This is a genomic window from Bradyrhizobium sp. CCBAU 11361 (assembly GCF_028128935.1).
GTDB classification, from domain to species: domain Bacteria; phylum Pseudomonadota; class Alphaproteobacteria; order Rhizobiales; family Xanthobacteraceae; genus Bradyrhizobium; species Bradyrhizobium niftali.
In genome coordinates, this window is the sequence record NZ_LBJZ01000156.1 from 13,249 (window position 1) to 26,686 (window position 13,438).

10 protein-coding genes and 1 pseudogene are annotated in these 13,438 nt (G+C 61.5%); 8 read left to right on the top strand and 3 right to left on the bottom strand.

All coding sequences use genetic code 11. From position 1 onward, the window contains the following. Window positions 1-6 precede the first annotated feature (6 nt). Window positions 7-1,464 carry an NAD-dependent succinate-semialdehyde dehydrogenase gene (locus tag XI08_RS14260; protein ID WP_271574851.1) on the top strand — a complete coding sequence of 486 codons (1,458 nt, stop codon included), beginning with the start codon at window positions 7-9 and terminating at the stop codon, window positions 1,462-1,464. A 116-nt stretch (window positions 1,465-1,580) separates the two neighbouring features. Here the strand turns inward: XI08_RS14260 and XI08_RS14265 are convergent, their stop codons facing one another. Beyond that, window positions 1,581-2,855: an NAD(P)/FAD-dependent oxidoreductase gene (locus tag XI08_RS14265; RefSeq protein ID WP_271574852.1), complete on the bottom strand. Its 1,275-nt coding sequence runs from the start codon at window positions 2,853-2,855 to the stop codon at window positions 1,581-1,583. A 15-nt stretch (window positions 2,856-2,870) separates the two neighbouring features. Beyond that, window positions 2,871-3,539 carry a haloacid dehalogenase type II gene (locus XI08_RS14270; protein ID WP_271574853.1) on the bottom strand — a complete coding sequence of 223 codons (669 nt, stop codon included), beginning with the start codon at window positions 3,537-3,539 and terminating at the stop codon, window positions 2,871-2,873. A gap of 176 nt (window positions 3,540-3,715) precedes the next feature. On the opposite strand from XI08_RS14270, the gene XI08_RS14275 reads away from it, so the two are divergent. From XI08_RS14275 to XI08_RS14300, 6 genes are all read left to right on the top strand, one after another. Next, on the top strand, window positions 3,716-4,558 hold the full coding sequence (locus XI08_RS14275; protein WP_271574854.1) for a GNAT family N-acetyltransferase: 843 nt from the start codon (window positions 3,716-3,718) through the stop codon (window positions 4,556-4,558). Window positions 4,559-4,571: 13 nt separating this feature from the next. Then, window positions 4,572-5,948 (top strand): aspartate aminotransferase family protein, encoded by a 1,377-nt coding sequence (locus tag XI08_RS14280; RefSeq protein WP_271574855.1) that lies wholly within the window; start codon window positions 4,572-4,574, stop codon window positions 5,946-5,948. A 277-nt stretch (window positions 5,949-6,225) separates the two neighbouring features. Further along, window positions 6,226-7,833, top strand: coding sequence for an ABC transporter substrate-binding protein (locus XI08_RS14285; RefSeq protein WP_271574856.1), 1,608 nt, complete (start codon window positions 6,226-6,228; stop codon window positions 7,831-7,833). Window positions 7,834-7,916: 83 nt separating this feature from the next. Continuing rightward, complete coding sequence (locus XI08_RS14290) at window positions 7,917-8,867, top strand: ABC transporter permease (RefSeq protein WP_271574857.1); 951 nt, start codon at window positions 7,917-7,919, stop codon at window positions 8,865-8,867. Beyond that, window positions 8,864-9,724: an ABC transporter permease gene (locus XI08_RS14295; RefSeq protein ID WP_271574858.1), complete on the top strand. Its 861-nt coding sequence runs from the start codon at window positions 8,864-8,866 to the stop codon at window positions 9,722-9,724. Before XI08_RS14290 ends, XI08_RS14295 begins: the two co-directional genes overlap by 4 nt. After that, complete coding sequence (locus XI08_RS14300) at window positions 9,721-11,382, top strand: ABC transporter ATP-binding protein (RefSeq protein ID WP_271574859.1); 1,662 nt, start codon at window positions 9,721-9,723, stop codon at window positions 11,380-11,382. The genes XI08_RS14295 and XI08_RS14300 overlap by 4 nt, the downstream gene beginning before the upstream one ends. Before the next feature lie 14 nt (window positions 11,383-11,396). Here XI08_RS14300 and XI08_RS14305 read toward each other — a convergent pair. Next, a pseudogene (locus XI08_RS14305) lies at window positions 11,397-11,880 on the bottom strand (Lrp/AsnC family transcriptional regulator). Window positions 11,881-12,105: 225 nt separating this feature from the next. Here XI08_RS14305 and XI08_RS14310 point away from each other — a divergent pair. Beyond that, window positions 12,106-13,431 (top strand): NAD(P)/FAD-dependent oxidoreductase, encoded by a 1,326-nt coding sequence (locus tag XI08_RS14310; RefSeq protein WP_271574860.1) that lies wholly within the window; start codon window positions 12,106-12,108, stop codon window positions 13,429-13,431. The last annotated feature ends 7 nt before the right edge of the window (window positions 13,432-13,438 follow it).

Consider the following 13,438-nt stretch of genomic DNA (forward strand, 5'->3'; position numbering starts at 1 on the left):
TCCGACATGCAGAATCTGAGCGACAAAGGACTCTTCCGCCAGCAGGGCTTGATCGGCGGCCAATGGCAGGCGGCTCTCTCGGGCAAGACGGTCGACGTGATCGAGCCGGCGACGCAGGCTGTTCTTGGTACCGTGCCGGACATGGGACGGGATCAGACCCGCGCCGCCATTACCGCTGCCGCCGAGGCATCCCGTGCCTGGCGCGCAAAGACGAGCGCCGAGCGCGCCGCGCTTCTGGAAGCCTGGCATGGGCTCATGATAGCGCATCTGGATGATCTGGCGCGAATTCTGACGCTCGAACAGGGCAAACCATTGGACGAGGCCAGGAGCGAGATCCGGTACGGCGCTTCCTTCGTCAAGTGGTTTGCGGAGGAAGCCCGGCGCATCGGCGGCACGACGATCCCGTCACCAACGGCCGATCGGCGCATCGTGGTTCTCAAGGAGCCGGTGGGCGTGTGCGGTATCATCACGCCGTGGAATTTCCCGAACGCCATGATCACGCGCAAGGTGGGTCCCGCACTTGCGGCGGGGTGCACCGTCGTGATCAAGCCCTCCGAATTCACGCCCTATTCGGCGCTCGCTCTCGCGGTTCTGGCCGAGCGCGCCGGAATTCCCGCCAGCGTGATCAACGTCGTCACGGGCTTGCCGACCGAGATCGGCGCCGAGATCATGGCCAACGAAATGGTGCGCAAGATCTCCTTCACAGGGTCGACCCGCATCGGCTCGCTGCTGATGCGCGGTGCCGCGGACAGCGTTAAACGGGTGAGTCTCGAACTCGGCGGGAACGCCCCCTTCATCGTCTTTGACGACGCCGATCTTGATCTCGCGGTCGAAGGCGCGCTCGTGTCAAAATTCCGCAACGGTGGCCAGACCTGCGTTTGCGCCAATCGGATCCTCGTGCAGGCCGGCATTTATGATGCCTTCGCAGACCGGCTTGTCGCTCGTGTCAATGAAATGACGGTGGGACCAGGCCTCAAGCCCGGTGTGGCGATTGGACCGATGATCAACGAGGCGTCGACCAGCAAAATCAACCGCCATGTCGCCGACGCGCTGTCCAAGGGCGCCCGCATCGCCACCCAACCGGCTACGCTGCCGAAGGGGCCGCAATTTACGGCGCCGATCGTGCTGACCAACGCAACCACCGATATGGTGCTGGCGCACGAAGAAACATTTGGTCCGGTCGCGCCGCTCTTCCGCTTCGAGACAGACGACGAGGCGATTGCCATCGCGAATGCGACGCCGTTTGGACTGGCCGCATATTTTTACACATCGAACCTCAAGCGGTCCTGGCGCGTTGCAGAGGCGCTTGAGGTCGGCATGGTCGGCCTCAACACTGGTATGGTGTCAACGGAGGTCGCCCCATTCGGCGGAGTGAAGCAGTCTGGATTGGGGCGTGAAGGAGCGCAAATCGGGATCGAAGAATATCTCGAGGCGAAAACCTTCCATATCGGCGGGCTGGCTTAGCCAGCGACGGAACGGAGAAGGCGCCGCTCGCGCCTCTCTTTCCGGACAGGCAGCCACCGAGACGGACAAATCGCAGTCTGCGATTTCGGCCCGCGCGGTGGCCTGGAGTGTCCGAGCTACTGAATTCGATCGAGCATCTTGTAGTACATTCCCACCAACGGCAGAAACCATGGTTTGCCAAAGTGGCCGGGCACCGCAGGCCAGCGGAGGCCTTTCATCGGGTTTCTATCCTCTCGTCCCAGCATGCTGTCGGCGATGATCATGCCAAGATGGGTCGACAGCTGTGCGCCATGTCCCGAATAGCCCATCGCGTACCATAGCCCATCTTGGTAGCCGGCCCGTGGATAGCGGTCGCTGGTCATGTCGACGAGCCCGCCCCAGCAATAGTCGATTGGTATGCCGGCAAGTTGCGGAAAAATTCGCGTGAGACTGTCGGCGAGAACGGCGCCGCTCTTGGCGTCGGACCTCTGATCTGACGTTGCCGAGAACCGCGCGCGTCCGCCGAAAATCAAGCGATTGTCGGGCGCAAGCCGAAAATAATTGCCGACGTTCATCGAATTGACGCAAGTACGGTTGCCGGGCATCGTGGCTGCGACTTCAGCCGCGTCCAGCGGCTTGGTCGCTATGATGAAGCTGCCGACCGTGACGATGCGCCGTCGGAAGTAGCCGAAATTCGGCGTGGTGTAGGCGCCCGTGGCCAGCAGCACCTGATCGGCGGTGACGCTGCCACGCGACGTCGTCAGGCGGTGGCGCGATCCTTCCCGCGCCTGGGCGGTGACCGCCGCCTTCTCGAAGATGATGGCACCGCGGCGTTTGGCTGCCTCGGCCAGTCCGATGCCATAGCGTCCCATATGCATCATGGCGCTCTTCTTCGAGAGCATCGCGCCGAAGAAGGGCGAACCCACCTCAGAGCTTAGATCCTGGGCGGAGAGCAACGCGGTCTCCGGATCCACCTCGCGATGGACCGCCTCGAAATTCCGCGCGATTGCATCGAAGTGCTTCGGCTTGGAAGCGAGCTTCAGCTTGCCGGCGCGGCGGAAACTGCATTCAATCCCCTCCTCCGCGATCAGCGCCTCGAGAGTGTCGATCGAAGCATCGAGCGCGCGATAAAGCGCGATAGCTCGCTCCTGGCCCAACTCCGCCTTGGCGGCAAGATAGCTATGAGCCAGACCGTTATTGAGGTGTCCGCCGTTCCGGCCTGATGCTCCGCAGCTCACCTTGTCGGCCTCGAGCACAACAACCCTGGTGCCCGCTTTCGCGAGCTGGCGCGCGGCTCCCAGGCCTGTGAAGCCAGCGCCGATCACCGCAACATCGTAACGTCCCTCGACCGCCCCTTCAGCGCCACCGCTGAAGGCCGGTGCGGTGTCATGCCAATAAGAGACGTATTTCACCGCAGATCCGTGGGCTTAGAGGCCGAACACATCCGGCAGGCCGGCAATGTCCCTGATTTCAACATAGCCGTAATATGGGTTGGCCGGCTCGTGCCCGCGATTAACCCACACCTTGTTCTTGATGCCGAGATCATGGGCCGTCATCAAGTCGTAACGGAACGAAGAAGAGCAGTGTGCTACGTCCTCGGGACCGCAGCCTAGCGCATCAAACATGTATTCAAAGCCTTTCATGCGCGGCTTGTAGGATCCAGCCTGTTCGGCCGTGAACACCGCGTGGAAGGGCGCGCCAAGCTTCGCCACGTTGGAAGGGAGCTGCACATTCATGGCGTTCGAGAGGATGACCAGCGGTATTTTATTGGCAATCCTGGACAGACCAGCAGGAACGTCGGGATGCGGCCCCCAGGTCGGTACGCGGTCGTAGACCATCTGCGCATGCTCGACCTTGAAGGCGACACCATTGCGCTTGCAGGCGCGCTCGAGCGCGTTGTGAATAACCTCGGCATAAGGCTTCCAGTCGCCGAGAACCTCGTCGAGCCGATACGCCGCGAAGTCTCGGACGAATTCAGTCATCCGCGGTTGGGGTAGCAGAGCGCCGTAGAGATCCTGCGCCGCGTCTGCCATCCGGAAGTTCGTCAGCGTCCCGTAGCAGTCGAAAGTTATGTATTTCGGGCGAAAATGGCTCATCATCCTCATCCTGGCGCGCTTGCGCGATTTCACAGCTGCAAGCATAGAGCGCCTGTGCGGCATAAGATGCGGCTTTTCCGCCGGCTGCAGTCGAAGATATCGTTCACGCGGTGACCTTCAGACGATGTGCCCGTCCCTTACACAGGAGACTGGAGCCGGACAATGGAAACGAGCCAATGACGCAGAGCTCCATCTCGCTCATCGCCTTCGGGCCCGAACATCTCGCAGGCGCCACACGCCTTTCACGTCAAGCCAATTGGCCGCACCGCTTCGAAGACTGGCAATTGGCGCTCGCTCTGAGCACGGGAATCGTCGCGGTGGATGCGAATGCCACAACCGTGCTCGGGACGGTTCTGATGACGCCGTACAAGCGCGATGTCGCAACCATCAACATGGTCCTGGTCGATGAAGCCGCACGCGGGCGTGGATTGGGCCGCAAGCTCATGGAGGCAGTGATCGCTCTGGCGGGATCGCGCGCGCTAAGGCTCATTGCAACGCGCGAGGGTTTGGCGCTCTATCGCAAGCTCGGCTTTCGCGAAACCGGCACCATCGTCCAGCATCAGGGACAGGTTCGGCGCGTCGCGCCTCCCACGCATGTCCGGCCGCCAGAGGCGCGCGAGATATCCGAGATCATCGAACTCGACAGAAGCGCCTGCGGTGCAGACCGCGAGGATCTGCTTCGTGTTCTCGCGAAGGTCGGTCGCCTCGCGGTACTCGTTGACGGCTTCCGGATTGCCGGATTTGCCGCGGTACGTGCCTTCGGCAGGGGTGAGGTGATCGGCCCCGTCGTGGCCGCAAACGCCGACGACGCGACGGCTCTGCTCGCTTATTTCATGGCCGAGCGGGAAGGACAGTTCGTTCGCGTGGATACCGCCGAGACACCCCGATTAGGGTCCTGGCTCACGGATAAGGGCCTCGTCCGCGTGGACGAAGGCGTTGCCATGCAGCGCCCCGTCATTCCGCGATCCAGCGACGCGCCGCTCACCACATTCGCCCTTGCCAGCCAGGCTTTCGGATAAGCGGAGATCTTTAATGCTCAGCAATTCTCTCATCGAGCTCGATCGGGCCCATCTCATCCACCCGGTCGCCTCCTACCGGGGTCACGAGGCCGCTGGGGTCAGGGTGCTGAAATCGGCCAAGGGAGCAACGGTGACCGACGCCTCCGGACACCAACTCGTTGACGGCTTCGCCGGGCTCTGGTGCGTCAATGCCGGCTATGGGCACGAGAGCATCGTTGCGGCCGCTTCCAGGCAGATGCGTGAGCTTCCCTACGCAACGGGCTATTTCAGCCTTGGCTCGGAGCCGGCGATCCGGCTCGCGGCGGAATTGGCACAGCGGACTCCCGGTGACCTGAACCACGTCTACTTCACGCTGGGCGGTTCGGATGCCGTCGACAGCTCGGTACGTTTCATCCGCTACTACTGGCACGCCCGACGCGAACCGCAACGCGACCAATTCATCTCCGTAGAGCAGGGATATCATGGGTCCTCAACGGTCGGCGCCGGGTTGACAGCCCTGCCCGCCTTCCATGCCGGTTTCGTCCTGCCGCTCAGCTGGCAGCACACGATCCCCTCGCACTATGTCTATCGGAATCCTGCCGGGCAGGATGAAGATGCCATCATCGCGGCCTCGCTGGCAGCGCTCGAGGCGAAGATCGCGGAGATCGGCGGTCCACATCGCGTCGCCGCATTCTATGCCGAGCCGATCCAAGGATCGGGTGGCGTGCTCGTGCCGCCCAAGGGCTGGATGAAAGCGCTGCGCGCACGATGCCGGGATTATGGCATTCTCTTCGTGGCGGACGAGGTCATAACCGGGTTCGGCAGGACGGGTCCACTTTTCGCCTGCAGCGAGGACGACGTCGTCCCGGACCTCATGACCGTCGCCAAGGGACTGACCTCCGGGTATGTGCCAATGGGTGCAGTCTTCCTGTCGGATCATGTCTACGACACGATCGCCGATGGGGCGGGCGCAAGCGCGGTTGGACACGGATATACCTACTCCGCCCATCCCGTCAGTGCCGCGGTGGCCCTGGAGGTGCTGCATCTCTATGAGAGCGGCTTGCTTGCGAATGGCGCGAAAGCCGGTGCACGTCTGATGGCCGGCCTTCAATCGTTAAAGGATCATCCCCTGGTGGGCGACGTGCGCGGCCGCGGCATGCTGGCCGCCATCGAACTCGTCACCGACAAACAACGCAAGACGCCGCTCCCCGCCGCGGCCGAACCGGCGCGGCGCATCTTCGACCGCGCCTGGAACAACGGCCTCATCGTCCGGGCCTTCCCGACAGGCGTGCTCGGCTATGCGCCGCCGCTCTGCTGCTCCGAGTCCGACATCGAAGCCATCGTCGAGCGCACGGCCATGATTCTTGACGAGACTCTGGCCGATGCGGATGTGCGCGCCGCACTGCAATAAAAATAGGCATGCGTAAGGGGCCGGCAGATGGCAGGTCCGAAACACTACAAATGGGCGCATCTTCGCAATTTTGTGCCGTTGCCTCGGTTTTTTCGGCCACCGCCGCGGGTCCAACCTGCGAGACTTAGAGTGCGGGAAAAGAATGAAAGCCTGGAGGACGCAGCAACTTGGTCGCCATGACGGGACCAGGCCGGCATCCACCACAACGGCCCGGCAGAACAATCTGCCGCTTACCGCAACCTGAGCCATAGCCGTATCCAATAGCGAGGGGATTGAGATGAGCGACACGACGACGAACTGGTCTCGTTCAGACGACGCGATGATCGAGCGCGCCATTCGCGGCGGTGCTTCGCGCCGCGATCTTCTGAAGTTGATGCTTGTCAGCGGCATGGCAATGGCAGCCGCCAGCACGGTCCTCGGCCGCGCATCGCAGGCGGTAGCGGCGACGCCTGTCAAGGGGGGCGCTCTGAAAGCAGCGGGCTGGTCCTCTTCGACCGCCGACACGCTTGACCCGGCCAAAGCCTCACTATCGACCGACTATGTGCGCTGTTGCTCGTTCTACAACCGCCTGACATTTCTCGACAGAGCGGGCGTGCCGCAGATGGAGCTTGCCGAATCGATCGACAGCAGCGATGCCCAGACCTGGACGATCAAGCTGAAGAAAGGCGTTACCTTCCACAACGGCAAGGACTTGACCTCCGATGACGTCATTTACTCGCTGAAGCGTCATCTGGACAAAGCAACGGGATCCAAAGTCGCGGCGATCGCCATCCAGATGACCGGCTTCAAGGCCGTCGACAAGAATACGGTCGAGATCACGCTGGCGGGCCCCAACGCGGATCTGCCGACGATCCTGTCCATGCATCACTTTATGATCGTAGCCGACGGCACCACCGATTTCTCCTCAGGCAACGGCACCGGCGCTTTCAAGTGCAAGCAATTCGAACCCGGCGTGCGCTCGATCGGCGTTCGAAACCCGAACTATTTCAAGGGGGGGCCGAATGTCGATTCATTCGAGTTTTTCGCCATTCAGGATGAAAACGCCCGCATCAATGCTCTTCTCTCCGGGGACATTCATCTCGCTGCCGCGATCAACCCGCGGTCCGTGCGCCTGTTCGATGGCGTGAATGGCTTCGCGCTGTCCAAGACGACTTCGGGTAACTACACAGACCTGAACATTCGCATGGACATGGCGCCCGGCAACAACAGGGATTTCGTGGAGGGCATGAAATACCTGGTCAACCGCGAGCAGATCGTCAAGTCAGCACTGCGCGGGTTCGGCGTAGTCGGCAACGATCAACCGGTATCCCCGGCCAATTTCTACCACAACGCGGCCCTCAAGCCCAAAGCGTTCGATCCGGAAAAGGCCAAATTCCATTTCCAGAAAGCGGGCGTTCTCGGTCAACCAATCGAGGTCATCACGTCCGACGCAGCCAATTCGGCGATAGACATGGCCGTGATCGTCCAGGCCACAGCCGCTGGGATCGGCATGAAGCTCGATGTGAAGCGCGTGCCTTCCGACGGTTACTGGAGCAATTACTGGCTGAAGGCGCCGATTCACTTCGGCAACGTCAACCCGCGCCCGACGCCTGACATCCTGTTCTCCCTGCTCTACAAGTCGGATGCTCCATGGAATGAGAGCCGATTCACCTCGGAGAAGTTCGACAAGATGCTGGCCGAGGCCCGTGCCTCGCTCGATCAGGCAAAGCGCCGCGAAATCTACAACGAGATGCAGATCATGGTGTCGGAAGAAGCTGGCACCATTATTCCGGCCTACATCTCCAATGTGGACGCCGTCACCGAAAAGCTGAAGGGACTTGAGCCCAACCCGCTCGGCGGCATGATGGGCTATGCGTTCGCCGAGTACGTCTGGCTTGCCACCTGATTGGGCTCCCGCGAGGTCCCTGCCCTGGTCCTGAAATCGGAACCGTGGGCAACGAAATCGCCGGGTGATGTGGGAGTGCGAACGTGAGAAGACAGATTTCGTCGCTCGTGATGAGACGGCTGCTGATCGCCTTGATCACGCTGTTGATCGTTTCCATTGCCGTATTCTCTGCCACCGCGCTGTTGCCCGGCGACACAGCCACCATCCTGCTTGGACAGTCCGCGACGCCAGAAGCCGTCGAGGGTCTGCGCAAGGCGATGCACCTCAACGATCCCGCGATCATCCGATTCCTGAAATGGATCGCCGGCATCTTCAAGGGCGATTTCGGCACGTCCTACGTCAACAACGTGCCGATCGCCAATCTGATACATGGACGCCTTGCCAACACGATGAAGCTTGCAGGATTGACTGCCGCGATCGCCGTGCCATTCGCCCTGACGCTTGGCATTACTGCCGCGATGTGGCGAGGCACGCTTTACGACCGCACCGTTACCGTCGCCACGATCGGTATCATCTCGGTACCGGAGTTCATGATCGCAACCCTGGCCGTCCTGCTCTTCGCCGTGTATCTCAAATGGCTGCCGGCGCTGTCCTTCACCAACGAGACCAAGTCGTTCTACGACCTGATGCGGACCTACGCGATGCCGGTCATGACGCTCACATTCGGCGTGTCAGCGCAGATGATCCGCATGACGCGAGCCGCCGTGGTCGAGACATTGAACACACCATATGTGGAGATGGCGCTTCTCAAGGGGGCATCGCGTCCCCGGATGGTGCTGAGACATGCACTTCCGAATGCGCTTGGTCCCATCGTGAATGCGGTCGCACTCTCGCTATCGTACTTGCTCGGCGGCGTGATCATCGTGGAGACCATCTTCAACTATCCCGGGATCGCAAAGCTGATGGTCGATGCCGTTTCCACCCGCGATCTCCCGCTGATCCAGACCTGCGCGATGATCTTCTGCCTTGGTTATCTGGCATTGATCACGGCTGCGGACATCATCGCCGTCCTTTCCAATCCGAGGCTCCGATGACGACATCGACATCGACTTCGTCCGACCGGCGCGGCATTCGATTGGGCTATCGCGCCAATCCTGTCGGCATCTCGGCTCTGGGCGTGATCCTTCTCTGGGTCGTCGTCGCCCTTTTCGCCCCGCACATGGTCCCCCATTCCGTCGGCGAGATCGTCGATACGGATTATTTCGGGCCTGTGAGCCGAGACCTGTGGCTCGGGTCCGACTATCTCGGTCGGGATATCTTTTCGCGCATCCTGATGGGAGCGCGCTATACGCTCGGCATTTCGCTTGCCGCCGTCTCGATCGCCTGTTTCAGCGGCGTCGCGCTCGGCATGACGGCAGCCGTTGCCGGAGGCTGGCTCGACACCATGCTGAGCCGGTTTCTCGATGCGCTGAACTCGATTCCAAGCAAGCTGTTCGGCCTCGTCGTGGTCGCCGCGGTCGGCTCGTCGATCCCGGCGCTGATTGCGACGCTGTCGGTGATCTACACCCCGGGAGCCTATCGGTTCGCCCGGGCTCTCGCTGTCAATGTCAACACGATGGACTTCATGGTGGTGGCCCGGATCCGAGGCGAAAAGCTCCCCTATCTCATTGCCTCGGAAATCCTGCCCAATATTCTGGGTCCAGTGTTGGCCGACCTCGGCCTCCGCTTCGTCTTCGTTGTGCTACTGCTCTCCGGTCTGTCCTTTCTGGGACTCGGCGTGCAACCACCTTACGCCGACTGGGGCGCGCTCGTGCGCGAGAATATCGGTGGCCTGCCCTTTGCTGCGCCGGCGGTGCTCTTCCCCTCGCTCGCCATCGCAAGTCTCACCATCAGCGTCAATCTTCTGATCGACAATCTGCCGCGCAGAATCCGCGACCGGAGCCCCGAATGACGGGAAACCTCGTTGAGATCCGCAACCTCAGGGTTGAGGCGACAACCGACTCCGGCAGGCGGCTGGAGATCATCAAGGGCGTCAGCCTCGATATCGCCCAGGGCGAGATCGTAGCCCTGATCGGCGAGAGCGGCTCGGGCAAAACGACCATCGCCCTGACGCTGATGGGCTACACCCGGCAAGGCTGCAAAATGACAGGCGGTGAAGTCCGTGTGGGCGGCGTTGACATGGTCGGTCTTTCGGAAACGGAACGCGCAGGCATTCGTGGCACGACCGTGGCCTACGTGCCGCAGAGTGCTGCTGCCGCCTTCAACCCGGCGATCACCATCATGGATCAGGTCGTCGAGGTGGCGCAAATTCACAAGCTCATGCCGGCCGCTCAGGCGCGAGCGAAGGCCATTTCGCTGTTCAGGGCCTTGTCGTTGCCGGAGCCGGAAGCCATCGGCGACCGTTATCCTCACCAGGTCTCGGGCGGGCAACTTCAGCGCCTCGCCGCAGCCATGGCCCTGATCGGCCAACCGAAGATTGTGATCTTCGACGAGCCCACGACAGCGCTCGATGTCACCACGCAAGTGGAGGTGCTGCGCGCGTTCAAGACCGTGACGAGACAGCACAATATCGCCGGTATTTATGTCTCCCACGATCTGGCCGTCGTCGCCCAGATCGCGGATCGGATAGTCGTGCTGAAGGATGGTGAAATCCGGGAGACCGGCACCACCAGCGAGATCCTCGAACATGCTCGCCATCCCTATACTCAGGAACTGCTGGCCGCTTTCAGGCCGAAGGCGCAAGAGCGCGTCCCGGAAATCGAAACGACAGCGAACCTGCCTTTGCTGATGGTGGACCAGCTGACCGTCGGCTACGGCTCTCGCCTGCGCAATGGAGAACCGTTGGTCAGTGCTGTCCAGTCGGTCAGCCTCAGGCTGGACCGGGGCCGAAATCTGGGCGTCATCGGCGAATCTGGCTGCGGGAAGTCAACCCTTGCCAGGGCAATTGCCGGCATCCTGCCGGCCCACGCGGGAGGCATCAGCTTCAATGGCCGGGAATTGGGGAAAGCCGGCCGCAGCCGTACCCGCAACGAACTCCGCCAGATTCAAATCGTATTCCAGCATGCCGACACCGCGCTTAATCCGGCGAAGTCCGTGGAAGACATATTGGGACGCCCTCTCACCTTTTATCATGGGACGCGGGGTAAGGCGCGCGATGCGCGCATCAGCGAGCTTCTCGATCTGGTCCGTCTTCCCAAATCCGTGCGCCAACGACGGCCAGGAGAACTTTCAGGCGGTCAGAAGCAGCGCGTCAATTTCGCTCGGGCGCTTGCTGCTGAACCGACACTTATCCTGTGCGACGAGATCACGTCGGCTCTCGATACGGTTGTTGCGGCCGCGGTGATCGAGCTGCTGAAGGAGTTGCAGCGGGAGCTCGGTCTTTCCTACATCTTCATCAGCCATGATCTGTCAGTCGTCGAGGCGATCTGCGACGAGATCATCGTCATGTATCGCGGTCAGAAGGTCGAGGAGATCACGCCGGTCCGGTCAAAGGTGCCGGAGCATCCCTATACCCGGCTTTTGTTCTCTTCAGTGCCGAAACTCGACCCGACCTGGCTAGATGGATTGCAGCAGGATCCAGAGCAGGTGCGGACCTATTGCCATCACTAGCTGGCGCAGTGGCATCAAGCTGGGAAGAGGCTGGTCAGTGGCATGTGGGAGCGCACGATGGGCGACTTGAGGACAACGAAGCTGAAATACTTATCGATGCCGATATCCGATATCCATGTCGGTCAGACGCTCCATGATCGTCTGGTACTCGCCGATGCTGGCGGCGACGAATTTCAGCATGTAGTCGTAGCCTCCCGAGACCAGATGGCATTCAATCAGCTGGTCGACTTTCTCAACCGCGCTCAGGAAGCGGGCAAAGTCGATCTGTCGATGGTTCTTCAACGTCACTTCCGTGAACACGGTCAGCGTCTGTCCCAGCTTGCGCATGTTGATCTGGGCTGAGTAACCCTCGATGTAGCCCTCGGTCTGCAGTCTCTTCACGCGCATGAGGCATGGGCTGGGCGACAGATTGACCAGCTCGGCAAGCTCGACATTGGTGACGCGGCCGTTCTTCTGGAGCTCGTGAAGAATCTTGATGTCAATCCGATCGAGTTTCATTGAGCGCCCTCCACTCATCAACGCGCAGCAGAAAATTCTGCACAGCGAGCAAAAAGCTTACTTCTCTCGCAGCCGACGTCCGTCACTGACATGTATCGTTCGGACAGAACGCCGTTTTGCAGTACACACAGGATACAGCATAAAATTCTGGACCACCATCGAATCCGGTGCCGTCGACGCGAATGCGCGATCTAAGATGCAGCCATCGAAATCCAGGAACGCAGGATGCCCGCGCCCCTCTGTCAGATTGAGACCTCGCCTGATCTTCCCGACCGCGCCGACGTGGTGGTCATCGGAGGCGGCATTATCGGAGTGTTCGCGGCCTATTATCTCACCTTGCGTGGCCTCAGCGTCGTTCTCGTGGAGAAGGGGCGGATTGGCGCCGAGCAATCCAGCCGAAACTGGGGTTGGTGCCGCCAGCAAAACCGCGATGCGCGAGAGCTGCCGATGGCAACCAAGAGCCTGGACCTGTGGGAGAGATTTGGCGCTGAAAGCGGAGAGAACACCGGTTTCTCCCGCTGCGGCCTCCTGTACCTGAGCAACGATGAGGCCGAGCTGGCGGGCTGGGCGCGCTGGTGCGACTTTGCCCGCGGCGTGAACGTCAGCACTCGCATGCTCGATGCGACCGAAGCTACTTCCCATGGCGCAGCCACCGGGCGCGCCTGGAAGGGCGGCGTCTTCTCGGCGAGCGACGGCATCGCCGATCCCGCCAATGCGGCCCCTGCGGCAGCGCGGGCCATCCTCAAGGGTGGAGGCACTGTGCACCAGATGTGCGCGGCACGTGGATTGGAGACTGAGGGCGGCCGGGTGAGCGCGGTCGTGACCGAGCGCGGTACGATCCGCACCAAGGTCGTCATATTGGCAGGAGGCGCGTGGTCCTCCTCCTTCTGCCACCAGTCCGGCATCCGCCTTCCGCTTGCCTCGATCCGCTCGTCCATCCTTTCGGTGTCGATGGCCGGGAGGGGCCTACCCGATGCATTGCATACCTCCAGCGTATCGGTCACGAAACGCGGCGATGGCGGATATACACTCGCCATCAGTGGTCGAGGGCGCGTTGATCCGACAGCCCAGCAGCTCCGCTTCGCCCCGCAATTCCTCCCGATGTTCCTGCGGCGCTGGCGCAGTCTGCTCCCTGGCGGCCTCGAGGGTGTATGGTCGGGACATGAGACACTCCGCCGTTGGCGGCTCGACAGCCCGACGCCGATGGAGCGGGTTCGCATTCTGGATCCGGCGCCCGATCGAGGCACAATTCAACTCACGCATCGGCGCGCCCTCGACCTCTTACCGGCCCTGAGGGACACGAAAATCACCGCTGCATGGGCGGGCTACATCGACTCGACGCCCGACGGCGTTCCAGCCATCGGAGAGGTTTCATCCCTACCCGGCTTGATATTGGCCGCGGGCTTCAGCGGACACGGCTTTGGTATCGGCCCGGGCTCCGGCCACCTGGTCGCGGATATCGTGACTGGGGCGGCGCCAATCGTTGATCCGAAGCCCTACCGACCAGATCGCTTCGCCGGCTTTGCGGTCGGAAAAGTTTCGGATTTCTGAGTGGTGG